A 26,195-nucleotide genomic window follows, 5' to 3' on the forward strand; every position below is an offset into this window, starting at 1 on the left:
GAACGGACAGGTTTATCCTTCTGAAAATATGGTAAAATAAGGGTGATTAAATTAAGGGAGGGAGATTTTATGGCAACAAAAGAAGAGTGGGCCAGTTTATTTGAAACGATAGTCGGCCGCAAGCCCAGTCCGCAGGAATTGATGAAGGCAAAAGAGACCGGTTTTGATCCGGGCAAGATTATCGAAATCGCAGGAGCTGCTCAGGAAAATTCCGCAGAGCAGGCTCAGCAGTCAGCGCCTGTCAGTTCTGATAGAGAAACGAATGAAAAGAAAGTTTGGCCGATGATTTCTCTGGCAGTTTCAGGTTTTTCCCTGCTTCTGGCCCTGCTGACACCTTGGAAGATTGTGTTTACCATATTAGCTCTTTTAGGATTGATTTTTGCCGTGATTCTGCTCATTGTCAATTGGAAGCAAAGCAAGAAAATCCTGACTGTTATTGCTGTTGCAACAGCTGCACTTGTTTTTGCAGCCAATCTGGGGGTGACAGTCTACACAAACGTAAATAACAAGAGCCCTCAAACCACTGTCAGTCAGAGTGATAAAGGTAAAAGCAAAAAAACTGAAGCGAAAAAAGATAAGGACAAAAAAGACGAGGACAGTGACGATACCAAAGAAGACAGTACAGACATTAATGACTATATTGACGGAGATTATCAGTTTGACTGGACCGAGTCTGACTTTCTGTCCTTGAAAGTTTATTCCATTCATGGCAGCGATAGAGGGACTAGAATTAAGACTATTCTCAAAACTTACGGCAAAGCAACGGAAGGCCGCATGAACGGTGACTTTTTGACCTTGACTTATTTCAATGGAGATTACAGTTCTTTAAAGGAAGTTGAGCTGCGTTTTGTTAGAAAAGACGGGATTTATAGTCTGGACAAAGCAACAGCAGAAGGTCTTTCAAATACTGTTGCGATAAAGAAAGATTATCGGGCGAACTGGACGCAGTCTGATTTTGATGCCCTGCAGGAAGCCCCTGAAGAACCCAACTCGGACTTAACAGTAGGCAGTAAGTGGACGGATATTCAAAAGCAGTTTGGAGATCCGCGTTTATCGGATCAAAGAATCGTCAACTTTGGGGACGGTGAAGGATTTGAAAAACAGCTGAGTGTGACTTATCTTGATTATTCTGCCGCTGAAGGCTACTTGCCCTACATTAATCTTGACTTTAAAGAAAAGGATGGGGTTTACTACTTAACACATAAATATGCTAAGGAGTGATCCGCTTTGAGGTTAAAATACAAAGTCAACATTCAGTGGCGTGTAAGGAGAAACCTCTTTTGCTCTGCTGGAAAAAGATTTCTAACAGCAGGCTCATGGCATAGCCATTGCTTATGACTCACTAAGACAATTTTTATCTGTAAACTGCAGAGCCGGGTTTTCCCGGCTCTTTTGTCTTTTCTTTCATGTGCATGCCTTCTCAGCATGCTTAGTGATCCGTTTTTCGTCCTGTCTAAAATCTTATCACTTTTGCAGCTGGTTTTTTCGGTATCACTGTGCTATACTATCAACAATTAAAACGAATAAAAAGATAAGGGAGCAGGCTATGGCTAAAAAGAAAGGTTTAAGCAGACCGGCAAAGATGTTTTGGGGACTGCTGGCTGCAGTTCTCATCGCCATCACAGGGATTTGGGGGTATAATCGTTATATGGAAAAGAAAAAAGTTGAACAGCTTTACCAGCACGGTTTTCAGCTGCTGGAGGAACAAATTGCCACGTACATTAAAGAGAATTATTCCGGTGTCCGTAAAATCGAGTTTTCACCGATTTATATAGACGGTGATGGGCGCTTTACGATGCGAACGGCTGAAGTGGTGCCAATCCTGTACGATGAGCATGGGAATAAAGCACAATTTGGCGGAAAAATAGACCATTTTGGACATCCCAGCTATGGGATTCTCAATTATTTACGAATAGACTGGGATATTTATGGTACAGAAATAATTGAACTGGCCAGCGGGAAAGACTATTATGTCGAAGTGGCCTACGGTCAAAGTTTGCCGGAAGCAACGAAATGGACAGAAAATGAGAATATTGATAATAATATTCAAGCCTTGATAGACATTGGAGAATTGAAAGGGATTGAAAAGTCGGCTCAAGGCAGTCCGTCGGCTGAGATCCGTTACAATGTGACATTTAAGAAGGGGATACTCAAATATGACACTGACAGATAAAAAAATACAGAATTTGCAGGATGTTGTGAAGGATTATACTTCATTTAATGAAGGTGAAATATTTCAAATTCCTGGGAAAGCCGAGTACTACCAAGTGGTTAACAGCGTAGATGAGACCACTCAGGCTCTGGCCGTTGTTCCGGTGGACAATATCAAGGGCGATAATCCGGACTACAGTCAAACCGCTATCGTTGTGGCAGGGACCTAAAAATGATGGCAAATGTCACTTGTTTTTTCAGTGTTACTATGCTATACTAACAACAATTAAAACGAATCGCCGAGGTTATCTACAGGGAACAAGGAGCAGGGTATGGCTAAAAAGAAAGGTTTAAGCAGACCGGCAAAGATGTTCTGGGGACTGCTGGCTGCAGTTCTCATCGCCATCATAGGAATTTGGGGGTACAATCGTTATATGGAAAAGAAAAAAGTTGAACAGCTTTACCAGCACGGTTTTCAGCTGCTGGAAGAACAAACGGCGCTCTACATAAAAGAAAATTATTCTGGGATTAGTAAAATTGAATTCTCACCTATCTTTGTAGATGGCGACGGACGTTTTACGATGCGAACAGTGAATGTTGTGCCTGTGGTTTATGATGAAGAAGGAAATAAAGCTATATTAGGTGGAACCATTGGCCATCATAGTTATGCTGGATATGGCATTCTGGAGGGAATCATGTTGGACTTTGACGGAAATGGGGGTGAAATTATTGAACTGGCAGGTAGGAATGGCAAAATGGTAGAGGTACAACAATATCAGCATTTGCCAACAGAAGCACAGTTGAGAGACAGCCAAAAAATTGATGAGAATATACTTGCTTTGATAGAAGACGGACAATTAAAAGGAGTGGAAAAAAAATTAAAAGGCAGTCCTAGTTGCAAAATAGATTATAATCTGGAGATTAAGAAGGGAGAATATTGGAAATGGCAACCCTAACAGACCAAGAAATCCAAAGGATACAGCAAAAGACTAAATCTGTTGCCAATAACGAAAACCAAACTGTTGGTGATACTTTTGATGTGGATATAACAGATTCTTCTGGAAACATTGTTGAGACGCAAACCTATGAAATTGTAAATAAAATAAATGGAACAACTGAAGCACTAGCTGTAGCTCCTATTAATAATAAAGTAACGGACTACAGCCAAACAGCTATCGTAGTGGCCGGCACCCAGCTGATTGGGAAAGAAGGTTTTGGAGAGGAGGCCTGGAATTCCACTAAAAATGTGATCGAAGCTAGAAGCGGGCTAACCCCGCAGGTAGATGACATCTCCGATTTTTATGACAGCACAGTTGCCAAACTGGAAAAAGACTATGGTGGCGGGAGCATTTCCAACATGTCCGGCTTTAGCCAGTCCGGCCCCGCGGTCGCCAAGGTAGCTGCCCAACATCAGGTGCCTAAAATCACCAACTTCATGGACTGGGGTGCCAGCAGTTCCCTCTACTCCAAGGATAATCCTAAAGGCATTACCGCTGAGGAGAAGACTTGGCTGGATAAACATGCGACCATCTATATGGACTCGACCAGAGATGTGACCTATCTGGACGGGAAAAGCCACGGGGATATTCCTTATGGCAAGAAATATATTGTTGAAGGCACCGGCGATTGGATTTCCGACCACGATACCGCTTTTCCGCGTATCAAAGGAAATGGTCTTGACATAGACTGGTATGTCAAGCACGGTCAGTTTGTCTCCGGCATGACCAGAGAACAGGTGATTAAGGTGGCCAGAATGAAAGCCAAGCAAGCTAAGGGGCTGGATATCAAAGATCCTGATACTTGGTTTGACAGTACAGATTATCGCACTTATCTGCTGGAATATGTCAAGACATACGGTGACTTTGCGGTTGAACCGACCAAGGCCGAGCTTCTGAGCTCTTACAAGAAGACGGTTAAGGAGTTGAGAAGCCAGCTGAAAACAGCGACAGGGTCGAAGAGAATCAGTCTGCGTGAGGAGCTTCTGCGGGTTGTGGCACAAAAAGCCCGGCTGCAAGCTGAGCTTAAAGTTCAGGCTGTTAAAGATGAGATTGCTCAGGCGAAAGAAAATCTGCAAGCTGATATTACGTCTACGCATCAGGCGATGTATGCTATGGCTAAAGAGCTGTCGGAGAGTGAAGTGGCCGACCTGCTGAGTCCTTATACCATGGAGAACTTATGGGACAGTCAGGCAGAGGCTAAAAACCTGGCAGAAGCTGATGCCTACCAAAACAGATTGATGGCTTTTGCGGACAAGCTGGATGCGGCGGCAGATAACTTAATAGCGGCCGATCAGGAAGGGGCCGCTTTGTTTTCAGCCGGCAGCCAGTAAAGCAGGCAGAGGTTTAGCAGACTTTGCACACATAAAGAGATTCATGGATAAAAGGGGATGTTATGAAAGTGACAGATGATTTAGATGCGCTCGCCCAATCGGTTAAGGAGACAAGGAAAGAGCAGGAGCGTTTGGCAATTCAGGCAGCTTTGGCGGCAAAACAAGGTGATTGGTCGGCCAAGGCGGCAGATTTGCAGAGCCGGTTAGAGACGAAAGCTTCTGACCTGCAGACTTTAGTGCAGGGGACGCTAGCCGGAGAGCTGGCGGATTGTTTTACGGGTCAGGCAGCCGACAGTGCGGCGGCTTATTTGGCCGAATGGCCGCAGTCAGACTTTAGCGGCCTGATACGGGCTTAGAAGAGGAGAAAGAATTGATGGATAAAGAAGAACAATTGACCCAGGAGCATTTGGGGCGGGTCAAAGCCATAGACGAAGCGGCATGGCGCTGCTGGGACCTGCAGCAGGAGGCGACTAAGCAAACGGAGACATTAAATGAGGAGCTGTGTTATTTTTGCCGGGACTTGCCGGGGGCTTCTCTCAGTCAGGCGATATGGGCATTGGAAGATGAGCGGGATAAGCTGCTGGCCAAGATTCGTCAGAAAGAAAATGAGTTGGAGGAGGCTAGGTCAGAGGAGAACAAGAGCTACAATCAGGCGGTAGAGGAGCTGCAGGAGCAGCAGAAGAAGGAGCGCCGGCAGGAGGAGTCTTTAAGTATGCTCAAGCGGCGCTTAGATCTCAGCATTGCTCATGTGAGTTTTCTGGGCCTTCAATCCGACAAGAGCAAGGGGCGTTTCCGGTGTAAGGAGTGCCGTTATGAGTGGGAGGCGGCTCTTGATTCTGTTACGGGGCGAAAGTCTTGTCAGCAATGCGGCGTTTCCTTTGAGAAATAAGAACAGAAGAAGAGCAGTTCCGGCTGCTTTTTCTTTTTGGCCATGTTTTATATTATTTGAGAAATTCTGTTACTTAAATCGGGCTGTTCTGGCACATTACGGATAGGCAGGACAGCAAACTTTCTTTAAATCAGGATCTGCAGAAAAAGATGACGTTAAAAGATGAGATAATTCTCATTTTTCTCATATGTAAAAAGCACGGCCATTCTTGAACTGACTTCTGTTTTGTGATAAAATAAAACGATAAGACTTTCGAAAGGAAATAGGATGGCAAATATTCTACGTAAAGTCATTGAAAATGACAAAGGCGAATTAAGAAGATTAGAAAAAATAGCAAAAAGAGTTGAAAGTTATGCTGATGAAATGGCCAACATGGCTGATGCAGACTTACAGGCTAAGACACCGGAATTTAAAGAGCGGTACCAGAATGGGGAAAGTCTGGAGGATCTTTTGCCTGAAGCCTTTGCTGTTGTCCGTGAAGCTGCCAAACGCGTATTGGGGCTTTATCCTTATCATGTTCAAATTCTTGGCGGGATAGTCCTTCATAATGGGGACGTTTCAGAGATGCGGACCGGTGAAGGGAAAACTCTGACAGCCACTATGCCGGTATACCTCAACGCGCTTGCCGGTGAAGGGGTTCACGTTATCACTGTCAATGAATACCTTTCGACCCGCGATGCGACTGAAATGGGTGAAATTTACAGCTGGCTGGGACTGTCTGTCGGGATTAATCTGGCGGCCAAATCAGCTGCTGAAAAACGCGAAGCCTATAATTGTGATATTACTTATTCAACGAACTCTGAGGTCGGATTTGATTACCTTCGTGACAACATGGTCGTCCGTCAGGAAGATATGGTTCAGCGTTCTTTAAATTTTGCCCTTGTGGATGAGGTTGATTCTGTTTTAATTGATGAGGCCCGGACACCTTTAATTGTTTCCGGGGCAGTCAGTTCAGAAACCAATCAGCTCTATATTCGGGCAGACCGTTTTGTCAAAACGTTAAATGAGGCTGACTATGTTATCGATGTTCCGACAAAAACAATCGGCTTAACCGACTCAGGAATTGATAAGGCTGAAAAATATTTTCATCTGGAAAATCTGTATGACCTTGATAATGTTGCGCTGACTCATTTTATTGACAATGCTCTGCGGGCGAATTATATTATGCTTTTAGACATTGATTATGTCGTCAGCGAAAATCAGGAAATCCTTATCGTTGACCAGTTTACCGGACGGACAATGGAAGGCCGCCGTTTTTCTGATGGTCTTCACCAGGCAATTGAGGCAAAGGAAAGTGTTAAAATTCAGGAAGAATCCAAAACCAGTGCTTCAATTACCTATCAGAATATGTTCCGCATGTATAAAAAACTGGCCGGTATGACAGGGACGGCTAAGACCGAGGAAGAAGAATTTCGTGAAGTTTACAATATGCGTATCATTCCGATTCCGACCAACCGCCCCATTGCACGTCTTGATAATGCCGATTTGCTCTATCCTACCCTGAATGCTAAATTTAGGGCTGTTGTTGCTGATGTTAAGAGGCGTTATGATAAAGGCCAGCCTGTTCTGCTGGGAACAGTGGCAGTTGAAACATCGGAACTGATTTCTAAAATGCTGGTGAAGGCAGGAGTGCCGCATGAAGTGCTCAACGCTAAAAATCACTTTAAAGAAGCTCAGATTATTATGAATGCCGGACAGCGCGGTGCGGTGACGATTGCGACTAACATGGCCGGACGCGGAACGGATATCAAATTGGGCGAAGGAGTGCGTGAACTTGGCGGGCTTTGCGTTATTGGGACCGAGCGTCACGAAAGCCGCCGGATTGATAATCAGCTGCGCGGGCGTTCAGGCCGGCAGGGTGATCCGGGTGAGTCACAGTTTTATCTCTCGCTTGAAGATGATTTGATGCGCCGTTTTGGCTCAGACCGTATCAAGGTTTTCCTTGAGCGTTTAAACATGGATGATGAAGAGACGGTTATCAAGTCGGGCATGCTGACCCGCCAGGTTGAATCTGCCCAGAAACGTGTGGAAGGCAACAACTATGATACACGTAAGCAGGTCCTGCAGTACGATGATGTGATGCGGGAACAGCGGGAAATCATTTATGCGGAACGCCGCGATGTCATTACAGCTTCCAGAGATTTAGGTCCGGAAATTAAAGCCATGATTAAACGGACGATTGCCCGGACTGTTGATTCCCATAGCCGCAGTACTGATCGGGACGATGCCTTGGAAGCCATCCTGAACTTTGCCAGAACCAATCTGGTGCCCGAAGAATCCATTAAACGCTCTGATTTAGAAGGACGAAAAGACAGTGAGCTGAAAGATGATCTGTATCAGCGTGCATTGGCCGTCTATGATCGCCAGATTGGTAAACTTCGTGATAAAGAAGCCGTTATTGAATTCCAAAAAGTCCTGATTTTGATGGTAGTGGACAATAAATGGACAGACCATATTGATGCACTTGATCAGCTGCGCAATGCTGTCGGGCTTCGCGGTTATGCCCAAAACAACCCTGTTGTTGAGTACCAGTCTGAAGGTTTCAGGATGTTTCAGGATATGATTGGCGCCATTGAATTTGATGTGACACGCACAATGATGAAAGCACAGATTCATGCACAGGAACGTGAGCGCACGGCACGTCCGGCCAGAACAGTGGCCGCAAGGAATATCAGTGCTCAGCCAGCTGCAGAAAAACAGGCTGAAGGGATTGATTTTTCTAAAGTTAAGCGCAATGATCCTTGTCCATGCGGTTCCGGCAAGAAATTTAAAAACTGCCATGGACGCAGGCGCTTATAAGACTATTGATTAAATTTCAGGAGAAAGCATGTCATTTAAATCAACAAACGAAAAAATTAATCTGACAGAAATCAAAAACAGTACAACCTTAGATGGGACTGCTCTTACTAAGAAAAAAGAACGCGACCGGCAGCTGAATGCTATTATCAGAGGTGAAGATGATCGTATCCTTTTGGTTATCGGTCCTTGTTCATCTGATGATGAGGCTGCTGTTCTTGAATATGCCGGCCGATTAGCCCAGCTTCAGGAAGAAGTTAAAGACCGGATATTTATGATTATGCGCGTCTACACAGCTAAACCCCGTACTAACGGCGATGGTTATAAGGGTCTTGTTCATCAGCCCAATGCTAAAGGGACCCCTCATTTAATTAATGGGATAAAGGCGGTTCGCAAACTCCACTACCGTGTTATTGAAGAAACCGGACTAACTACTGCTGATGAGATGCTTTATCCGGAAAATCTTCCTTTAGTTGACGATTTAGTTTCTTATATTGCTGTAGGTGCCCGTTCTGTTGAAAATCAGCAGCACCGCTTTGTTGCTTCGGGGATTGATGTGCCGACCGGCATGAAAAATCCGACATCCGGCAATCTCACTGTTATGTTTAATGGTATTTATGCAGCGCAGGCGCGGCAGAATTTCCTCTTTAACGGTGAAGAGGTGGAGACATCGGGTAACACTATGGCTCATGCCATTTTGCGCGGGGGGACCAATGAATATGGCAAAAATATCCCCAACTACTATTATGATAATCTTTTGGACACAATTGACCAGTACGAAAAAATGGCGCTTGAGAACCCTTTTATCATGATTGATACGAACCATGATAATTCAGGTAAGAACTATCTTGAGCAGATTCGAATCGTACGGCAGACGCTTATCAATCGTGACTGGAGTGAAAAAATTAAACGCTATGTCCGCGGCTTTATGATTGAATCCTATCTGGAAGATGGCAGACAGGATAAGCCGGAAAAGTACGGCCAGTCTATTACTGACCCCTGTCTTGGCTGGGAGAAGACCGAAGAACTGGTTCGCGAAATCTATCATACATTAGGGAAATAACATGGGAATTCATCAGAAAAGTGCGGCTCTTTCTGTTGCACAGATAAAAACACTGTCTAAATTGGAAGGCCGTTTTCTTGATAATAAGCTGGCTCGCGATCGGGAACTGGCTGCCATTATTAAGGGGGAAGACAGACGCCTGCTCTTGGTAGTCGGACCTTGTTCATCTGATAATGAATCAGCTGTGCTTGATTATGCCCAGCGATTGGCGAAGTTGCAGGATGAAGTGAAGGATAAACTGTTTATCGTTATGCGCGTTTATACCTCAAAGCCGCGTACCAACGGTGATGGCTATAAAGGAATGATTCACCAGCCTGATGCTGAGGCGGCACCCCGTTTGATGGACGGGATTGCGGCGGTTAGGCGCCTGCACTACCGCGTGATCGCTGAGACTGGTTTGACAACAGCCGATGAAATGCTTTATCCTGCTAACCTATCTTTTTTAGATGATCTGGTTTCATATCACGCTATTGGCGCCCGTTCTGTTGAAGATCAGGAGCACCGTTTCGTTGCCTCGGGTTTAGATGCACCTACAGGAATGAAGAATCCTACCTCAGGCAATCTTACTGTTATGTTTAATGCCATCTACGCTGCACAGAATCAGCAAAATTTTATTTTTCACGATGCCGAGGTGGAGACAGATGGCAACTCTTTAGCACATGCTATTCTGCGCGGTGCAGTGACCGCTGAGGGTGAAAGCAGGCCTAATTATGCTTATGAGGATTTGCTGAAGGCGATTAACCAATACGAAAAAATGGGACTGAAAAATCCTTTTCTTATGATTGACACCAATCATGATAATTCAGGGAAAGACTATCTTGAGCAGATTCGGATTGTCCGTCAGACGCTCGTTAACCGCGACTGGAATGAAAAAATTAAACACTATGTCCGCGGTTTTATGATCGAATCCTATCTGGAAGACGGCAGACAGGATAAGCCGGAAAAGTACGGTCAGTCTATTACTGACCCCTGTCTCGGCTGGGAAAAAACAGAAAAACTGATCCGTGAAATATATAGGTTCTTAGATATCGATTCTTATGAAGATTTGATTTTCACGTCATAATATAAAAAGAGGAGAGAGGCTGAAAAATGATTTTTCTGTCTGCTCTCATTTCTTTTTTGGAAAATACGGCTAAACGCTGCGGGAGTATACAGGCAGCCCGAATTTGAAAATGGGAGAGTGAGAGAACCTGTCATTTGAGGTTCTGTTACAAGGCTTACCGTCAGCCGTAGCTGACTGAAGGCTTTGTCGTCTTAACAGCCGACCGCACCCTTCTAGTCATCCTGGCAGAGGTGCTGCCTGTGAAATCACAGATTTCTGGCTTACCGTCAGCCGTAGCTGACTGAAGGCTTTGTCGTCTTAGCAGCCGACCGCACCCTTCTAGTCATCCTGGCAGAGGTGCTGCCTGTGAAATCATAGATTTCTGGCTTACCGTCAGCCGTAGCTGACTGAAGGCTTTGTCGTCTTAACAGCCGACCGCACCCTTCTAGTCATCCTGGCAGAGGTGCTGCCTGTGAAATCACAGATTTCTGGCTTACCGTCTTTTCATACGGATTTCTTTGCGGCCTTTGTATCTTGGTGAATTGAACACGGCCTAAACGCTGCGGGAAAAAGATAGACTGAGTCTTTAATGACTCAGCGGTCAGTCTCCTATTTTCCTTTTGCGTTTTTGACGACCTTTGTATCTTGATGAATTGAACACGGCCTAAACGCTGCGGGAAAAAGATAGACTGAGTCTTTAATGACTCAGCGGTCAGTCTCCTATTTTCCTTTTGCGTTTTTGATGGCCTTTGTATCTTGATGAATTGAACACGGCCTAAAATCCTAGTGAAAAAGATGAAGTCCGTCGCGATGCAGGTCATCGCTCGTCCTTCCCTATTTTCATACGGATTTTTAAACGGCCTTTGTATCTTGTGTAAAGGGGGAGTCATGATAGTAGGGCATGGTATTGATTTGCAGGCTATAGATGCGGTTGCTGCGGCTTATCAAAAAAATAATCGATTTGCTCAGCGGATACTGACAGAAGAGGAGCTGGCTGTTTTTCAATCTTTAGCTGCCCCTAAGAGGCAGATGGAGTATCTGGCTGGGCGCTGGGCGGCTAAGGAGGCCTTTTCCAAAGCTTTAGGCACGGGCATCGGAGCTGTGGGTTTTCGCGATATAGAGATTTTGGCCAATGCTAAGGGAGCTCCCGTTGTGACACGTTCTCCTTTTGCAGGCAGGAGTTTCGTCTCATTGAGCCACAGCGGCAATTTTGTTCAGGCCAGTGTTATTTTGGAGGCAGAAAAATGATTCCCAGTGTACATCGTCCAACAAGAGCAATTATTAATTTGCAGGCTATTGCTGATAATGTTCGGACTATTCAGCAGCATATTCCTCGAGACACTAAAACCTATGCGGTTGTTAAGGCGGATGCCTACGGACATGGAGCCGTAAAAACTGCCCATTTTATCAGCCGGTCAGTGGATGCTTTCGCTGTTTCTAATTTAGACGAAGCGCTGGAACTTCGGCAGTCCGGTATTTCTAACGATATCCTCATTTTAGGGCCCATAGCACCGGAGGATGTCGATCTGGCTAAAGAATCTGCTCTTACTGTGACAGTTAGCAGCCAGAACTGGCTCGAACTAGCCCGGTCTCAAGGCGTTGATATGCAGGGGCTAACTGTTCATGTAAAGGTCGACTCAGGTATGGGACGCATCGGTGTCAGAAGTGCTGAAGAAGCGAATACGTTACTAGCAGAGCTGCAAAAATCAGGCAGTAGGGTCGAAGGTATTTTTACACATTTTGCGACAGCAGATGAGGCTGATGATTCTAAATTGCAGCAGCAGCTGGCTTTTTTTAAGAATTTATTGGAACGGCTGGATAATCGGCCTAATTTGATTCATGCCAGCAATTCAGCTGCCAGTCTGTGGCACGGAGAAACGATTTTTAATGCGGTGCGTTTGGGTATTGCCATTTATGGTCTAAATCCGAGCGGAACTGCTTTACCTCTTCCTTATCCGTTGAAACCGGCTCTTTCTTTGGAATCTGCCTTGATTCAGGTGAAGAAAGTCGAAAAAGGGGCAGACATCGGTTACGGTGCCAGCTACACGGCTTCTGCAGAACAGTATATCGGAACAGTGCCAATCGGCTATGCTGATGGCTGGACACGTGATTTACAAGGATTTTCGCTGCTTGTTGATGGTTTGGAATGTGAAATTGTCGGACGCATTTCAATGGATCAGCTGACAATCCGTCTGTCAGAGCCCTACCCGCTTGGGACTAAGGTCACTTTAATTGGCTCTGACGGAGACAAAGAGATTTCTGCAACAGATGTCGCACATAAACGCGACACCATCAGCTATGAGATTCTTTGCTTACTCAGCAGCCGTATACCTAGGCTGTACTTAGGTTTGTGATAAATCCTTGATAAAAGGGCTGCAGCCAGCGGTTTATATGCATTGCTGAGCTGTGAGGAACAGTGCTTGACTAAACCGAGGCTGGGACAAAAGTCCTGCCTCATTTTACTTTTTAAACAGCTGAGTTTGGCGCAGCGGTTGATTGGAAATTCCTATCCTTTGCTGCACAAGGAATAGCGACCTCCCAATTCAACTGTGCGGAGGCGGGCGGCAAAATAGAGATCGTCATTTTATGACAATTTGCCGATTTTTGTCCCCCCTCTCTTTCTTTTCTTTTGTTATAATAAAAATAAATCGGCTAGTCTGGCAGTATAAGCTTAAAAGCTGCTTTTGAATCATCTTTTGTCTTTTTAACTATCTGGTGAGGAAGAATGGATCTACAGTCATCTATTGCAGAATTAAAGGGATTGGGACCTAAGTCTGCGGAAAAATTTCATAAAATAAATATCTACACTATCGAAGACCTCCTGCTCTACTACCCTTTTCGCTACGAAGACTTTAAAAGTAAATCTGTATTTGAATTAGCTGACGGCGAAAAGGCAGTTATCACCGGAACGGTAGTGACACCTGCCAATGTGCAGTATTACGGTTATAAACGCAACCGTCTTTCTTTTAAAATGAAACAGGGGGAGACGGTCATAAATGTCAGCTTTTTTAATCAGCCTTATTTGCAGGATAAAATAGCTGCTGGCAGTCAGCTGGCAGTTTTTGGCAAATGGCAGGCTTTAAAGTCAGCTGTTACAGGAATAAAAATTCTGGCAGAAGCAGCGGATGATATGCAGCCAGTTTACCGCTTAGTGCAGGGAATCACGCAAAATGCTCTGGTAAAAGCTATTAAATCAGCTTTTTCGGCTGATGCTCATAAATGGCTGCCGGAAAATCTTCCGCAGGTACTGCTTGACAAATATCGGCTGTTAGGCCGCAGTCAGGCCACTGCTGCGATGCACTTTCCTAAAGACTTGGCTCAGTACCGTCAGGCCCTGCGCCGGATTAAATTTGAAGAACTTTTTTATTTTCAGATGAATCTGCAGCTTCTTAAAGCAGCTGACAAGGCAGAAAGCAGTGGTATAGCCGTTAAATATGACGAAAAACGGTTGGAGCAAAAGTTTGCAGAATTGCCTTTTTCCTTGACGGAAGCGCAAAAAAACAGCTTGAGTGAGATTTTAGCTGATATGAAGTCAGGCAGGCATATGAATCGGCTCCTGCAGGGTGATGTTGGCTCCGGTAAGACCGTTATTGCCAGTCTGGCGATGTATGCGGCTTATACCGCTGGCTGGCAGTCTGCTTTAATGGTGCCGACAGAAATTTTAGCAGAACAGCATTATGAGAGCCTCTCTGCTTTGTTTCCAGATTTATCTATTGCTATTTTAACTTCGGGAATGAAAGCGGCAGTCAAACGCACTGTCCTATCGGCTATTGCTTCAGGTTCAGTCAATATGGTTGTCGGAACACATGCTTTGATTCAAGAGGCGGTGACTTATCACCGTTTAGGCTTAGTTATTACAGATGAGCAGCATCGCTTTGGTGTCAGACAGCGGCGGCTTTTTCGGGAAAAAGGAGCTAACCCTGATGTTCTCATGATGACTGCTACACCAATTCCGAGAACTTTGGCCATTACTGCTTTTGGTGAAATGGATGTATCAACGATCGATGAGCTGCCAGCCGGCCGTAAGCCGGTCGTGACACGCTGGGTCAAGCATAGTGAATTAGACACCGTTTTTTCGTGGATTCGCTCAGAGTTGAAAAAAGCAGCTCAGGTTTATGTGATTTCCCCCTTGATTGAGGAGTCAGAAAGCTTGGATTTGAAAAATGCAGTAGCCCTGCATGAGGAGCTGTCTGCCTATTTTGCAGAGGATGCCAAGGTTGCCCTCCTGCACGGTCGATTAAAAAATGATGAAAAAGACAGTATTATGCAGGATTTTAAAAATAAAAAAATCCAGATACTGGTTTCAACGACAGTTATCGAAGTTGGAGTCAATGTACCGGATGCTACTATTATGCTGATAATGGATGCTGACCGCTTTGGCTTAAGTCAGCTGCATCAGCTGCGCGGACGGGTAGGACGCGGAGATAAGCAATCGTATGCTATTTTGGTCGCTAATCCTAAAACGGATTCCGGCAAGGAGCGGATGCAGATTATGACACAGACTAATGATGGCTTTCTGCTGGCAGAAGCCGATTTAAAACTGCGGGGAGCCGGTGAAATTTTTGGGACACGCCAGTCAGGCCTGCCAGAGTTTCAAGTAGCTGATATTGTTGAAGATTTTAATATTTTAGAAGAGGCCAGACGGGTTGCTGCTCGCATTGTCTCTGATGAAAACTGGCGTCAGGACAAACGATGGGCATCGATTTTGCCCCATCTGGATCAAAAAGACAGCTTCGATTAGCTGTCCAACTATTTATTGAGGCAACTGTTCCGCAGGGGAGGTCTGCGAAATCACAGACTTCTGGCTTACCGCCAGCCGTAGCTGACTGAAGGCTGATTTAGAAAATAGCCCTTATTGTTTGTTAGTATTAGGTACGAGACGCAGTAGTCTAGCGGCACTTTATTCGCTTTTTCAAAGCTTTAAATTACCTACTAAGCCTTGCGGGGGCGAGACAGTGAACGTTATGGTTTGGGGTTCTGTCTCGCTCCCTAGTCATCTTGGCAGAGGTGCGCCAACGAAATCACAGATTTCTGGCTTACCGTCTTTTTATACGAATTTTTAAGAGCTTTTATACTTTGGGGGGAGGAGGATTTATGTTACAAAAACTTGGTCAGAGTGACGTTCAGGCTTCGGTTATTGCTTTAGGCTGTATGCGAATGTGGGCCTTGTCAGTCGGTGAAGCAGGACAGGTATTGGATGCCGCCTTAGAACATGGTATTAATTTTTTTGATCATGCAGATGTTTATGGCGGCGGTGAATCTGAGCTCCGTTTTGGACAGGCCGTCCGCAATTTGGGTGTGGAACGAGAAAATCTGCTGCTGCAGTCAAAATGCGGTATCCGTCCAGGTTATTTTGACTTTTCAAAAGAACATATTTTGGCTTCGGCTGAAGAAAGTTTAGAGCGGCTGGGAACCGATTATCTTGATTTTCTGCTGCTCCACCGGCCCGATGTTCTTATGGAGCCGGAAGAAGTGGCAGAAGCTTTCAGTCAGCTTAAAAAACAAGGGAAAGTCAAGTATTTTGGGGTCAGCAACCACAGCCGCTATCAAATAGAACTGCTGCAGACTTATCTTGACGAGCCGCTTGTTATTAACCAGATGCAGCTCTCTCCAGCTCACACTGTCATGTTTGATGCAGCATTTAATGTTAATATGGCTAATCAAGCCGGAGTCGACCGTGACAATGGGACCATGGAATACTGTCGCTTGAACCGTATTACGATTCAAGCGTGGTCCCCTTTTCAGATTGATTCAAATCAAGGCCTTTTTATGACAAATGAGCGCTACAAAGAGCTGGCTCAGAAAATCGAATCTTATGCTGAACACTATCGGGTTTCAGCGGAAGCCATTATTGTTGCCTGGCTTTTGCGTCACCCCGCTCATGTGCAAGTGCTGATTGGTTCAATGAACCCAGCACGTATTGCTCGGATCATGAAGGCACAGACTATTTCCCTGACACGCTTTGAATGGTATGATATCTATCAAAGTGCAGGAAACAGGCTGCCCAGCCGGTTAATGCGTCGGTAGCTTGTTAATTTAGCTGTCTCTAAAGAAGAAAGATGGCCGGACATAGCAGCATCAGCCCTCAATATAGCTTTTGAGGGCTTCTTCCCTTAGGCCTGCATTAAGAGCAATAAGAAGTTTCAGTCGGGCTTTTTGGCTGTTAAGTTCTTTCACAAACATCAGTCCGGCCTGCTGGAGTTTACGGCCGCCGCCTTGATAGCCATAGACAGGCTCAGCAATACCATTAAAGCAGCGAGAAACCAGTACAACTGGGATATCCTCTTCGACCAGCCTTGTCATAGCCAGAGCGGCTTTAGGCGGAAGGTTTCCTGCTCCTAATGCTTCAACAAAAACCCCATCAATTTGATCTGCTGTCAGAAGACTGATGATACCGTCTTCCATTCCCGCATAAGCTTTGATGATGGGAACCAGTCCTTTTATTTCTCTAATGCTAAACCTTCTGCGCTGCTCTGCTGCTTTAAAGAAGCGGATATCCTGTTTCATGACAATGCCTAAAGGCCCGTGAGTCGGTGTTTGAAAAGTAGAAACATTAGTGGTATGAGTCTTTGTGACATATTTAGCGGCATGAATCTCGTCGTTCATCACAACCAATACCCCCTTATCAGCTGCTTGAGGATGGGCAGCTACACGCAAGGCGGAAAGATAATTATAAACACCGTCGCTGCCGAGCTCATTTGCGCTCCGCATGGCTCCAGTCAGGATAAGGGGGACAGGCGGAAGCTGCAGGGTATCGAGAAAATAAGCAGTTTCTTCTAAAGTATCTGTTCCATGGGTGATAACAACGCCGTCATACTGCAGAGCAGTTTCTTTTATGTAGAGCCCCAAATCCAGCATGTGCTGTGGAGTGATGTGGGGACTGGGCAGATTAAAAAAGTCAACTGCCTCAACTTGAATATCTTTAAGCGGCAGACGAACATGATTCATAGGATTGTCAGCTTCAGGCAAGACTTCTCCGTAGGCATTGGCCTGCATCGAAATTGTTCCGCCAGTATGGAGGACCAGGATTTTTTTCATAGCTGTAAAACTTTCTTAAAAAATATGATATAATCTATTTTAACACAAAAACGAAACACGGCTAAATGCTGCGGGAGTACACTGGCAGCCCGAACTTGAAAATGGGAGAGTGAGGGAACCTGTCATTTGAGGTTCTGTCACAGGGCCTAGCCAGCCGTAGACGTCTGGAAGCTTTGTCGTCCTAGCGGCCGACCGCATCTTTCTAGCCGTCCTGGCAGGAGCGCGTCTGCAAAATCGCAGATTTCGGACTTACCGCCTTTTCATGCGGATTTCTTCACGGCCTTTGTATCTTGGTGGAATTGAACATGGCCTAAAATCCTAATGAAAAAGAGACGCAATCGTAGGAAGCGCAAGCTGACGTACGAGTGTGGCTGCTCTGTGAGTATGCCTGCCAGCGTGATGCAAGAGCATCACTTGTCAGTCCCTATTTTCATACGGATTTCTTCACGGCCTTTGTATCTTAGTGGAACTGAACACGGCCTAAGCTCTTTGCAAAAAAGATAAACCTTCCTAGAGTCTGGCGACTCTTCGTCAGTTTTCCTATTTTTGCGGTGAGCTTTTCACGGCCTTTGTATCTTAGTGGAACTGAACACGGCCTAAGCTCTTTGCAAAAAAGATAAACCTTCCTAGAGTCTGGCGACTCTTCGTCAGTTTTCCTATTTTTGCGGTGAGCTTTTCACGGCCTTTGTATCTTAGTGGAATTGAACACGGCCTAAGCTCTTTGCAAAAAAGATAAACCTTCCTAGAGTCTGGCGACTCTTCGTCGGTTTTCCTATTTTTGCTGTGAGCTTTTAACGGCCTTTGTATCTTAGTAAAGGAAAGCGTAAAAATAAATTTGGTAGTTAAAGCAGTATTTTTTGATATTGACGGGACACTCTTGAATGATCGCAAGAATGTTCAAAAATCAACGGAAAGAGCGATTAAAAGTTTAAAAGAGCAAGGTGTTTTTGTGGGCTTGGCAACTGGACGCGGCCCTGCTTTTGTGCAGCCTTATATGGAAAATTTGGGTCTCGATGCTGCTGTGACTTATAACGGTCAGTATATTTATACACGCGATAAAATACTCTACCAAAATCAGCTGCCTAAGTCGCTGATCTACAAGGTTATCCGTTATGCAGGCGAAAAAAGGCGGGAAATATCTCTCGGGTTAGCTTCCGGGCTGGTTGGCTCTAATATTATTAATATGGGTACCAGCAGATTCGGACAGGTAGTCAGCAGTCTTGTTCCCAAAAGGATGGCTAAAACCGTGGAGCAAAGTTTTAAACATTTAATCCGCCGTTTTAAACCGCAAAACATGGAGACTCTGGTAACCATCATGCGAGAGCCGGTCTATCAAATTGTTATGGTGGCGACTGCGGGTGAAACGGCGAAAATTGAAGAAAAATTTCCTCATATCACAATTACCCGCAGCAGCCCTTATTCGGCAGATTTGATTTCAGAAGGGCAGTCTAAGATCAGAGGGATTGCCCGTGTTGGTGAATTGTTCGATTTTAATCTGACGGAAGTTATGGCTTTCGGTGATTCCGAAAATGATATTGAAATGCTTTCCGGTGTAGGCATAGGAGTGTCAATGGGCAATGCGGCCGAGTCGGTTAAAGCAGCGGCTCACTACACAACAGCAAGCAACAATAATGATGGTATTTCTAAGGCCTTAGCTCATTACGGTCTGATTCATTTTGATACGGAACAAAGCTTTAAGAGCAAGGATGAAAACTTTAACAAGGTTAAAGATTTCCATCAGCTTATGGATGGCAGTACCAGAGAAACGCCGAAAGTTTACGCTGTTAAAGAAGCCGGCCATCGGGCAGATTTTAAGGCTGAAGAAATTGTGGAATTTTTATATGCGGCAAGCCAAGGAGATGAAACACAGTTCAAAAACGCCTTGCTGGATCTGCACTATGCCATTGATAAAGCTGGAGAGAAAGTTCGGTCAAAAGAGCATTCTGAGACGCCTTTAGTCGGTCAGGCGGATGCCTTAACAGATCTCCTTTATCTGACTTACGGTTCTTTTGTTTTGATGGGTGTGGATCCGAAGCCTTTCTTTGATATTGTTCATGAAGCCAATATGGGTAAAATTTTTCCGGATGGCAAAGCACACTTTGATCCTGTTACTCATAAAATATTAAAACCCGACGACTGGGAAGAGCGTTTTGCGCCGGAAACAGCTATAAAAACTGAGCTGGACAGGCAAATTCAGAAATCTTTAAATAAAAAATAAAGCTCGCTCAGATTAGACGGGCTTTATTTTAGGTATTAAAGACTGTAAACATAGATATAATGCAGATAAGCCACCTTTTATCAGCGAGCCGTGTGGCTTTGTGCCTTAAAGAGCATTAAGCAGTCAAACCAATAGAGAGCTGAAACAAATCTTCTAGAAGACCTTTTGGCTGTCCCGGACAACCAGCAAATCGACTTTAGCATGGCGGAGGATATATTCGGATGATGAACCAATCAGCAGACGCTCGAAAGTATTCAGACCTGTCGCTCCAACCATAATCAAATCTGCATGTTCCTTATCCGGAATATCTCTTGCCAGGAGTGATTTGGGATTGCCAAATTCAATAATCTGCTTAATTTTTGTCAGACCGGCCTCACGTGCCTGTTTTTCATAGTCAGAAAGCACATCCTTTGCCTCTTGTTCCAATTTTTCATAAATATAGGTGTCAAAAGTGGCAACACTTTGAAGAGCACGTGTATCAATAACATGTGTGAGCAAAAGTTCGGCATCATTGCGCAGAGCAACATTTACGCCTTTTTGAAAAGCCAGTTCTGATTCATAAGACCCGTCGATAGCAATGAGAATCCGTTCATATTTTTGTGACATATCCCTGCTCCTCCTTTGATTAACATTCTGGAAGAAATAAGCAGCAAAGTTCAGCTGCAGCAAAAATCTTACCTAAAAAAGGAATTTGCTTGTAAGATGAGCGCTGTCTTTCTGCTCTGTACCCTTATATTATACTCCTTTGCGAATAAAAGTGAAAGCGTTTTAAATAAATTTCTGAAATTTCATCCATACATCCTGTTTGACTGTAAGTGAAAAAGCCGTATTTTAAAGCAAAAAAGATCTGCTTAAAGGCAGTGTGATAATTTTCTCTCATATTTTGTATAAAAAGCCGTTTTTGGCTGGCTGTATATGACCTGCAGCAAAAAAGCATTTTCTAATGTTTAGCATTTTGATAAAATAGGAACTGATAAAAAACAGAGGAGTTAATATGTTAAAGACTGTTAAAAGCGTTTTAAAAGATCTTTACTGGTATAAAGACACTTATATCCTGCGTGCTGCCGTTTTGCAGCTGTTTCTGACAACTATCGGGGCCTATTTGCTTTCCCTGCTTTTTAGAGTGATTTTGATTAACAGTGGACTCCCCGGCTTAACCGCTGATAATATTTTGACTTTTTTTTCTAATCCGCTGACCCTCATCTTGCTGCCGTTTTACCTTTTGCTGTTAGCGTTCCTTATCTATGTGGAATTTTCTGTACTAGCTGAGATCATTAAAGTAAAAGAAGGAAAACTAAGTTTGATTTTTTCTAGACTGAAAGAAAGGAGCTCTTATTTTTTCCGGATTCTCTCTGGTTGGAATTTTCTGGCTTTTCTGCTTTATCTGGTTTTATCTCTGCCAGTCTTAGGTTTTTTCTATTCGTCATTTCTATTGGAGAATCTCTACATTCCTAAGTTTATTTCAGGGGAGCTCTTTAAAACAAGCAGCGGAACTTATCTGTATTATGCTGCTAATGCTGTGTTCATTTATCTTTATTTCCGTTTTATTTATACTCTGCCTTTGACTGTCACTGACAATCGGCAGGCTTTCATCCAAAATATGAAAAAAAGCTGGCAGTTGACTAAAATCAGCAAAATAAAAAATTTAGGCGGCTTAATTCTAGTTAATGCAACATTAACCAGCGGTTTGGTATTCCTGTTGCTTTTAGGACTTGGCGCAGCAGCAGTTATTGACCGCAGTCAAGGGAATGTGCTGATTGAAACCTTATTTTTAACGCTTATCTGGGGGCTTATGTTTACAGGCAGCCTTTTTGTAAAATTAGGTTCACTTGCTTACCTTCTAAGTAGTTTAAAGCAGGATAAGCGAACTGAAGTCAGACCTTCCTTAAAAAAACGTCCCTTTTCACTTTTGCTTCTTATGTTTGCAATCGGCAGTCTGGCTTATTTTTATAATAGCAGCCGTGTAGCAAAAGCCGATCCCCAGAAAATTCAAATCCTTGCCCATCGCGGCTATGTGAGTAAAGGAGTAGAAAACTCTCTAGAGGCCTTAAAAGCAGCCGCAGAATCTGGTTCTGACTATGTTGAAATGGATCTTATTATGAGTAAGGATAAAGAGTTCATTGTCAGCCATGATGACAATCTCAAGCGTCTGACCGGAAAAGATCTTGCTATCAGTGAATCTAAAGCATCTGATATTGTGGGTTTAAAAATAAAACAAAACGGCCTAAGCAGCCGCATGGTAAGCTTTGAAACCTATGTAGAGGAAGCTAAAAAGCTGGGGGTAAAGCTTTTGGTAGAGCTGAAGCCAAGCGGGAAAGAGCCTGCAGATTATGAAGAGCTGTTTCTTGCCCGCCTGCAGGAATTGGGAGTCAGTTGGGACTATAAAGTGATGTCTATGAATTTGGCGACTGTACAGCGCATCGAATCCCTAAATCCGGCTATTGAGACAGGCTATGTTATTCCCTTGCAAATCGGTCATTTCACTGTACGAAATATTGACTTTTATGCTTTAGAGGAATTTTCTTACCGGGAAAGTTTGGCTCGCTCTGCCAAAAAACAAGGAAAGGAACTGTATGTGTGGACCATCAACAGCGAAATTGAAGTTGAGCGCTACCTGCAGTCCAGTGTCACAGGAATTATTACCGATTATCCTGAACTTGTAAAAGAAGAAAAAGCAGCTTTAGCTGAGGATAATTCTTATTTAGCATATTTCCTGCGGCTCTTGAACCTTGCATAGCATGTTATAAACTATTTTAAATTTTAAAAGAACTGGGCTATAATTTATCGTGAGGTAAAAAGCATGAAAATATTTGAAAAATCATCTAAATTAGAACATGTCGCTTATGATATTCGCGGGCCGGTCTTAGACGAGGCTAACCGGATGCTGGCTAATGGTGAGAAAATTCTGCGCCTTAATACCGGCAATCCGGCAGAATTTGGTTTTACTGCACCGGATGAAGTCATTCGTGACCTCATTTTAAATGCCCGCAACAGCGAAGGCTATTCAGACAGTAAAGGGATTTTCTCAGCCCGCAAAGCTATCATGCAGTATTGTCAGATTAAGGGATTTCCAAAAGTAGATGTCGATGATATTTATATTGGGAACGGTGTCTCCGAATTGATTACTATGAGTATGCAGGGGCTGCTTGATGATGGTGATGAAGTACTCATTCCCATGCCGGACTATCCGCTTTGGACCGCTGCTGTCAGCCTTGCAGGCGGACACGCTGTTCATTACATCTGTGATGAGAGGGCAGAATGGTATCCTGACATTGCTGATATTAAGGCAAAAATAAGCTCTAATACCAAGGCTATCGTGGTTATCAATCCTAATAATCCTACAGGTTCTCTCTATCCCAAAGATATTTTAGAAGAAATCGTTGAAATAGCCAGACAAAATGATCTGCTGATTTTTGCCGATGAAATCTATGACCGTCTGGTCATGGATGGTTTGCAGCACACAGCTATTGCCAGCTTGGCGCCGGATGTGTTCTGTGTTTCCATGAACGGTCTGTCCAAGTCTCACCGCATTGCGGGTTTTCGAGTAGGCTGGATGGTGCTGTCCGGCCCCAAAAAACATGTCAGAGACTATATTGAAGGTCTGAATATGTTAGCCAACATGCGGCTGTGTTCCAATGTTTTGTCACAGCAGGTTGTGCAGACTTCATTGGGAGGCCACCAGTCGGTTGATGAACTCTTATTGCCGGGCGGCCGGATTTATGAACAGCGGAATTTTATTTATAAGGCCATTAATGAGATTCCCGGACTATCAGCTGTGAAGCCGTCGGCCGGACTTTATATTTTTCCGAAAATCGACCAAAATATGTACCGTATTGATGACGATGAACAATTTGTTCTGCGCCTGCTGCAAAAAGAAAAAGTCATGCTTGTGCATGGCCGCGGTTTTAATTGGAAAAATCCCGATCACTTTCGGATTGTCTACCTGCCGAGAGTAGAAGAACTAGCAGCCGTTCAGGAAAAAATCACACGGGTCCTGCACCACTATCGCCGGTAACACCAAGATACAAAGCCCGTAAAGAAATCCGTATGAAAAGACGGTAAGCCAGAAATCTATGATTTCGTCGGCGCACCTCTGTCAGGATGACTAGAAGGGTGCGGTCGGCTGCTAAGACGACAAAACCTTCAGTCAGCTACGGCTGACGGTAAGCCAGAAATCTATGATTTCGTCGGCGCACCTCTGCTAGGATGGCTAGAAGGGTGCGGTCTTGATTAGAATTCTAGTTTAAATTCTGTTTTCATTAGATTTCTTTAGTGAAATCTCATATTTTTATTTGAGCAGGGATTGCATAACGTCAGGGAAGGTGACGCTTACAAAAAATTGTCGCAATTGCCGGTAATTTTCAGACAATTGTTTGCAATTTATATAGGCCTTTGTTATAATGAAACTGTAAAACAATAAAAGGATTAGGGAAATGGCTAATTTATTACAAAAAACAAGGAAAATCACTTCGATTTTGCAGCGTTCGGTAGACAGTCTGGAAACTGATTTGCCTTATAACACGATGGCTGCTCAGCTGGCCGATATTATTGACTGCAATGCCTGTATTATGAATGGCGGCGGCACGCTTTTAGGCTATGCGATGAAGTATAAGACGAATACTGACCGGGTTGAAGAATTCTTTGCTGCTAAACAGCTGCCGGAAGACTATGTCAAAGCGGCAAGCCGTGTTTATGATACAGAAGCTAATCTGCCTATTGACAGTGACCTGACAATTTTTCCTGTGGAATCAAAGGATATCTATCCTGACGGGCTGACTACGATTGCCCCTATTTACGGCGGCGGTATGAGGCTGGGTTCTCTGGTTATTTGGCGGAATGATAAAGAATTTGATGAAGATGATTTGATTCTGGTTGAAATTGCTTCAACGGTAGTAGGCATTCAGTTATTGAATCTGCAGACAGAAAATCTGGAAGAAACCATTCGCAGGCAGACAGCTGTTAATATGGCGATTAACACACTTTCGTATTCCGAGATGAAGGCAGTAGCTGCTATTCTCGGTGAATTGGAGGGCAATGAAGGCCGATTGACAGCATCAGTTATCGCCGATCGAATCGGTATCACACGCTCGGTGATTGTCAATGCTCTGCGCAAGCTGGAAAGTGCCGGTATCATTGAAAGCCGCTCACTGGGAATGAAGGGAACCTATCTTAAGGTAATTAATGAAGGTATTTTTGATAAGTTAAAGGATTTTTAAATGACCAAAGCTTTAATCTCTATTGACTACACTTATGATTTTGTTGCTGATGATGGCAAACTGACTGCCGGAAAACCGGCCCAGACTATTGAAAAAGCTATCGCTGCTGAAACACAGCAGGCTTATGAAGCAGGAGACTATATCTTTTTTGCTATTGACGGTCATGATGAAGGAGATGCATTTCACCCTGAAAGCCGCCTCTTTCCGCCGCATAACATCAATGGTACTGCCGGGCGTGCTTTATACGGACGGTTAGGCCAGGTTTATGAGCAGATAAAGCAGGATACGAAGGTCTTTTGGCTGGATAAAAGGCATTATTCAGCCTTTGCCGGAACGGATCTTGACATTCGTTTGCGTGAACGCCATGTGACTGAGCTGGTTTTAACGGGCGTGCTGACAGATATCTGCGTCTTACATACAGCTATTGACGCCTATAATCTGGGCTACAGCCTTGAAATACCAAAAGACTGTGTAGCCAGTCTGACACCGGAAAATAATCAATGGGCGCTTAATCACTTGCAAAATGTTTTAGGGGCGGTCATTAAATAAGAATTCAGCTGATAAAAAGGCGGAATAAAATCGGTTTTTTATGTTTACCGATTTTGTTCCGCTCTTTTTAATTTATCCGGAAAAATGTATGAAATAGGCCAGCAGATGCAGCAGCCAGAACTGCAGGGGATAAAAAATATAGAAAATCCATTTATGAATCGGTTTTTTACTCCCCTTTTGACCATTATATAAAAAGATAATTGGCAAAAAGAGAAAGGTCAGGCTGTCGCTGTTGTAGCAAAAATGAGCAAACCAAGCAGCAAAAGACGGTGCCTGACTGATATTAAAATCAGGACCCATTAAAGCAAGGAGTAAGAGATTCCACAACAAAAAAACAAGCACTTGTTTCTGCCGATTGCCATAAAAGGCCCAAAAAATCAGCATTGTAAAGAGAATTTGAATACCGCCTTCAACACCAAAACTGTAGCTTCTGATTACGATTGGCAGAACCGAAAAAATTAAGCCGCTAATAAACAGGAGCAGCCCTGCCAAATAAAACAGCAATCGATAGGCTGATTTGGTTTTGCCTGTTTCAAAGAGAAAAATGACACTGTAACCTAAAGCCAGTGTTAAGAAGATATTATCTGTGATTTGGTATGCAGGCCCTAACAGAAGATAGGACAGGAAATTTCCCAGCTGCATGAGGCCTGCGGCCAGCCAAAGCCGTTTTAAATGTTTTTTTCGGCTGCTGCTGTGAAAGAAGCCTTCAACGGTAAAAAAAGCAAACAGAGGAGCGACAAAGCGGGTGATCAGGTGTATCCAAGCAGGGAAGATACCTGGGAAACTAAAGAATAACGAATCCAGAAACATAAAGACAAGTGCCAAATATTTCAGCTGGTTGGTGTTGAAAAGAATACGCTTTTCCATGGTCAGACCCTCCTTAATTTTAGTTTAACAAAGAAAA

Annotated in this window: 22 protein-coding genes; 19 read left to right on the plus strand and 3 right to left on the minus strand. The window is 44.1% G+C overall.

The genetic code is table 11. The annotated features are described in order from the left end of the window. Nucleotides 1-69: 69 nt before the first annotated feature. The 14 genes from DDV21_RS02615 (at nucleotide 70) to DDV21_RS02685 (ending at nucleotide 16,297) form a co-directional block, all read left to right on the plus strand. Nucleotides 70-1,221, plus strand: a complete 1,152-nt coding sequence (locus tag DDV21_RS02615) for a hypothetical protein (protein WP_116878675.1) — start codon at nucleotides 70-72, stop codon at nucleotides 1,219-1,221. Nucleotides 1,222-1,546: 325 nt separating this feature from the next. Further along, nucleotides 1,547-2,173 carry a hypothetical protein gene (locus tag DDV21_RS02620; protein WP_241964693.1) on the plus strand — a complete coding sequence of 209 codons (627 nt, stop codon included), beginning with the start codon at nucleotides 1,547-1,549 and terminating at the stop codon, nucleotides 2,171-2,173. Beyond that, nucleotides 2,157-2,381, plus strand: coding sequence for a hypothetical protein (locus tag DDV21_RS02625; RefSeq protein ID WP_116878674.1), 225 nt, complete (start codon nucleotides 2,157-2,159; stop codon nucleotides 2,379-2,381). Before DDV21_RS02620 ends, DDV21_RS02625 begins: the two co-directional genes overlap by 17 nt. 102 nt (nucleotides 2,382-2,483) lie before the next feature. Further along, a complete protein-coding gene (locus DDV21_RS02630; protein WP_116878673.1) occupies nucleotides 2,484-3,107 on the plus strand; it encodes a hypothetical protein in 624 nt (207 codons plus the stop codon). Continuing rightward, complete coding sequence (locus DDV21_RS02635) at nucleotides 3,095-4,480, plus strand: hypothetical protein (RefSeq protein ID WP_117287762.1); 1,386 nt, start codon at nucleotides 3,095-3,097, stop codon at nucleotides 4,478-4,480. Before DDV21_RS02630 ends, DDV21_RS02635 begins: the two co-directional genes overlap by 13 nt. 62 nt (nucleotides 4,481-4,542) lie before the next feature. Continuing rightward, complete coding sequence (locus tag DDV21_RS02640; protein ID WP_116879187.1) at nucleotides 4,543-4,836, plus strand: hypothetical protein; 294 nt, start codon at nucleotides 4,543-4,545, stop codon at nucleotides 4,834-4,836. 17 nt (nucleotides 4,837-4,853) lie between these two features. Then, the gene (locus DDV21_RS02645) at nucleotides 4,854-5,369 is read left to right on the plus strand and encodes a hypothetical protein (protein ID WP_117287763.1); all 516 of its coding nucleotides are present in this window, start codon (nucleotides 4,854-4,856) and stop codon (nucleotides 5,367-5,369) included. Between the two features lie 267 nt (nucleotides 5,370-5,636). Then, nucleotides 5,637-8,168 carry a preprotein translocase subunit SecA gene (gene secA, locus DDV21_RS02650; RefSeq protein WP_116878113.1) on the plus strand — a complete coding sequence of 844 codons (2,532 nt, stop codon included), beginning with the start codon at nucleotides 5,637-5,639 and terminating at the stop codon, nucleotides 8,166-8,168. 28 nt (nucleotides 8,169-8,196) lie between these two features. Continuing rightward, a complete protein-coding gene (locus DDV21_RS02655) occupies nucleotides 8,197-9,228 on the plus strand; it encodes a 3-deoxy-7-phosphoheptulonate synthase (RefSeq protein ID WP_116878112.1) in 1,032 nt (343 codons plus the stop codon). 1 nt (nucleotide 9,229) lies between these two features. Then, nucleotides 9,230-10,291: a 3-deoxy-7-phosphoheptulonate synthase gene (locus tag DDV21_RS02660; protein ID WP_116878111.1), complete on the plus strand. Its 1,062-nt coding sequence runs from the start codon at nucleotides 9,230-9,232 to the stop codon at nucleotides 10,289-10,291. 867 nt (nucleotides 10,292-11,158) lie between these two features. Beyond that, complete coding sequence (gene acpS, locus DDV21_RS02670) at nucleotides 11,159-11,518, plus strand: holo-ACP synthase (RefSeq protein ID WP_116878109.1); 360 nt, start codon at nucleotides 11,159-11,161, stop codon at nucleotides 11,516-11,518. After that, nucleotides 11,515-12,624, plus strand: a complete 1,110-nt coding sequence (gene alr / locus DDV21_RS02675; protein ID WP_116878108.1) for an alanine racemase — start codon at nucleotides 11,515-11,517, stop codon at nucleotides 12,622-12,624. Before acpS ends, alr begins: the two co-directional genes overlap by 4 nt. Before the next feature lie 371 nt (nucleotides 12,625-12,995). After that, nucleotides 12,996-15,011 carry an ATP-dependent DNA helicase RecG gene (gene recG / locus DDV21_RS02680; protein ID WP_116878107.1) on the plus strand — a complete coding sequence of 672 codons (2,016 nt, stop codon included), beginning with the start codon at nucleotides 12,996-12,998 and terminating at the stop codon, nucleotides 15,009-15,011. Between the two features lie 353 nt (nucleotides 15,012-15,364). Then, entirely contained in the window at nucleotides 15,365-16,297 is a 933-nt protein-coding gene (locus DDV21_RS02685) for an aldo/keto reductase (RefSeq protein ID WP_116878106.1), read from the plus strand. A 51-nt stretch (nucleotides 16,298-16,348) separates the two neighbouring features. Here the strand turns inward: DDV21_RS02685 and DDV21_RS02690 are convergent, their stop codons facing one another. Continuing rightward, nucleotides 16,349-17,308, minus strand: a complete 960-nt coding sequence (locus DDV21_RS02690; RefSeq protein ID WP_116878105.1) for an asparaginase — start codon at nucleotides 17,306-17,308, stop codon at nucleotides 16,349-16,351. A gap of 835 nt (nucleotides 17,309-18,143) precedes the next feature. Here DDV21_RS02690 and DDV21_RS02700 point away from each other — a divergent pair. After that, a complete protein-coding gene (locus DDV21_RS02700) occupies nucleotides 18,144-19,526 on the plus strand; it encodes a Cof-type HAD-IIB family hydrolase (RefSeq protein ID WP_116878103.1) in 1,383 nt (460 codons plus the stop codon). Between the two features lie 153 nt (nucleotides 19,527-19,679). Here the strand turns inward: DDV21_RS02700 and DDV21_RS02705 are convergent, their stop codons facing one another. Next, nucleotides 19,680-20,132 carry a universal stress protein gene (locus tag DDV21_RS02705; RefSeq protein WP_116878102.1) on the minus strand — a complete coding sequence of 151 codons (453 nt, stop codon included), beginning with the start codon at nucleotides 20,130-20,132 and terminating at the stop codon, nucleotides 19,680-19,682. A 388-nt stretch (nucleotides 20,133-20,520) separates the two neighbouring features. Between DDV21_RS02705 and DDV21_RS02710 the strand changes: the two genes are divergently transcribed. The 4 genes from DDV21_RS02710 (at nucleotide 20,521) to DDV21_RS02725 (ending at nucleotide 25,291) form a co-directional block, all read left to right on the plus strand. Next, nucleotides 20,521-22,263, plus strand: a complete 1,743-nt coding sequence (locus tag DDV21_RS02710) for a glycerophosphodiester phosphodiesterase (protein ID WP_116878101.1) — start codon at nucleotides 20,521-20,523, stop codon at nucleotides 22,261-22,263. A 63-nt stretch (nucleotides 22,264-22,326) separates the two neighbouring features. Beyond that, nucleotides 22,327-23,541: a pyridoxal phosphate-dependent aminotransferase gene (locus tag DDV21_RS02715; protein ID WP_116878100.1), complete on the plus strand. Its 1,215-nt coding sequence runs from the start codon at nucleotides 22,327-22,329 to the stop codon at nucleotides 23,539-23,541. A 418-nt stretch (nucleotides 23,542-23,959) separates the two neighbouring features. Then, nucleotides 23,960-24,742: a GTP-sensing pleiotropic transcriptional regulator CodY gene (gene codY, locus DDV21_RS02720; protein ID WP_116878099.1), complete on the plus strand. Its 783-nt coding sequence runs from the start codon at nucleotides 23,960-23,962 to the stop codon at nucleotides 24,740-24,742. Then, on the plus strand, nucleotides 24,743-25,291 hold the full coding sequence (locus DDV21_RS02725; RefSeq protein WP_116878098.1) for a cysteine hydrolase family protein: 549 nt from the start codon (nucleotides 24,743-24,745) through the stop codon (nucleotides 25,289-25,291). It begins immediately after the preceding gene. A 72-nt stretch (nucleotides 25,292-25,363) separates the two neighbouring features. Here the strand turns inward: DDV21_RS02725 and DDV21_RS02730 are convergent, their stop codons facing one another. Next, the gene (locus tag DDV21_RS02730; protein WP_116878097.1) at nucleotides 25,364-26,158 is read right to left on the minus strand and encodes a TraX family protein; all 795 of its coding nucleotides are present in this window, start codon (nucleotides 26,156-26,158) and stop codon (nucleotides 25,364-25,366) included. Nucleotides 26,159-26,195: the final 37 nt, after the last annotated feature.

The sequence above is a fragment of the Streptococcus chenjunshii genome (assembly GCF_003086355.1).
Taxonomy (GTDB): Bacteria; Bacillota; Bacilli; order Lactobacillales; family Streptococcaceae; genus Streptococcus; species Streptococcus chenjunshii.

What these genes read in the sequence shown, in the direction of transcription:
- DDV21_RS02615 (WP_116878675.1), top strand. Translation starts at nt 70, where the DNA reads ATGGCAACAAAAGAAGAGTGGGCCAGTTTATTTGAAACGATAGTCGGC.
- DDV21_RS02620 (WP_241964693.1), top strand. Translation starts at nt 1,547, where the DNA reads ATGGCTAAAAAGAAAGGTTTAAGCAGACCGGCAAAGATGTTTTGGGGA.
- DDV21_RS02625 (WP_116878674.1), top strand. Translation starts at nt 2,157, where the DNA reads ATGACACTGACAGATAAAAAAATACAGAATTTGCAGGATGTTGTGAAG.
- DDV21_RS02630 (WP_116878673.1), top strand. Translation starts at nt 2,484, where the DNA reads ATGGCTAAAAAGAAAGGTTTAAGCAGACCGGCAAAGATGTTCTGGGGA.
- DDV21_RS02635 (WP_117287762.1), top strand. Translation starts at nt 3,095, where the DNA reads ATGGCAACCCTAACAGACCAAGAAATCCAAAGGATACAGCAAAAGACT.
- DDV21_RS02640 (WP_116879187.1), top strand. Translation starts at nt 4,543, where the DNA reads ATGAAAGTGACAGATGATTTAGATGCGCTCGCCCAATCGGTTAAGGAG.
- DDV21_RS02645 (WP_117287763.1), top strand. Translation starts at nt 4,854, where the DNA reads ATGGATAAAGAAGAACAATTGACCCAGGAGCATTTGGGGCGGGTCAAA.
- secA (WP_116878113.1), top strand. Translation starts at nt 5,637, where the DNA reads ATGGCAAATATTCTACGTAAAGTCATTGAAAATGACAAAGGCGAATTA.
- DDV21_RS02655 (WP_116878112.1), top strand. Translation starts at nt 8,197, where the DNA reads ATGTCATTTAAATCAACAAACGAAAAAATTAATCTGACAGAAATCAAA.
- DDV21_RS02660 (WP_116878111.1), top strand. Translation starts at nt 9,230, where the DNA reads ATGGGAATTCATCAGAAAAGTGCGGCTCTTTCTGTTGCACAGATAAAA.
- acpS (WP_116878109.1), top strand. Translation starts at nt 11,159, where the DNA reads ATGATAGTAGGGCATGGTATTGATTTGCAGGCTATAGATGCGGTTGCT.
- alr (WP_116878108.1), top strand. Translation starts at nt 11,515, where the DNA reads ATGATTCCCAGTGTACATCGTCCAACAAGAGCAATTATTAATTTGCAG.
- recG (WP_116878107.1), top strand. Translation starts at nt 12,996, where the DNA reads ATGGATCTACAGTCATCTATTGCAGAATTAAAGGGATTGGGACCTAAG.
- DDV21_RS02685 (WP_116878106.1), top strand. Translation starts at nt 15,365, where the DNA reads ATGTTACAAAAACTTGGTCAGAGTGACGTTCAGGCTTCGGTTATTGCT.
- DDV21_RS02690 (WP_116878105.1), bottom strand. Translation starts at nt 17,308, where the DNA reads ATGAAAAAAATCCTGGTCCTCCATACTGGCGGAACAATTTCGATGCAG.
- DDV21_RS02705 (WP_116878102.1), bottom strand. Translation starts at nt 20,132, where the DNA reads ATGTCACAAAAATATGAACGGATTCTCATTGCTATCGACGGGTCTTAT.
- DDV21_RS02710 (WP_116878101.1), top strand. Translation starts at nt 20,521, where the DNA reads ATGTTAAAGACTGTTAAAAGCGTTTTAAAAGATCTTTACTGGTATAAA.
- DDV21_RS02715 (WP_116878100.1), top strand. Translation starts at nt 22,327, where the DNA reads ATGAAAATATTTGAAAAATCATCTAAATTAGAACATGTCGCTTATGAT.
- codY (WP_116878099.1), top strand. Translation starts at nt 23,960, where the DNA reads ATGGCTAATTTATTACAAAAAACAAGGAAAATCACTTCGATTTTGCAG.
- DDV21_RS02725 (WP_116878098.1), top strand. Translation starts at nt 24,743, where the DNA reads ATGACCAAAGCTTTAATCTCTATTGACTACACTTATGATTTTGTTGCT.
- DDV21_RS02730 (WP_116878097.1), bottom strand. Translation starts at nt 26,158, where the DNA reads ATGGAAAAGCGTATTCTTTTCAACACCAACCAGCTGAAATATTTGGCA.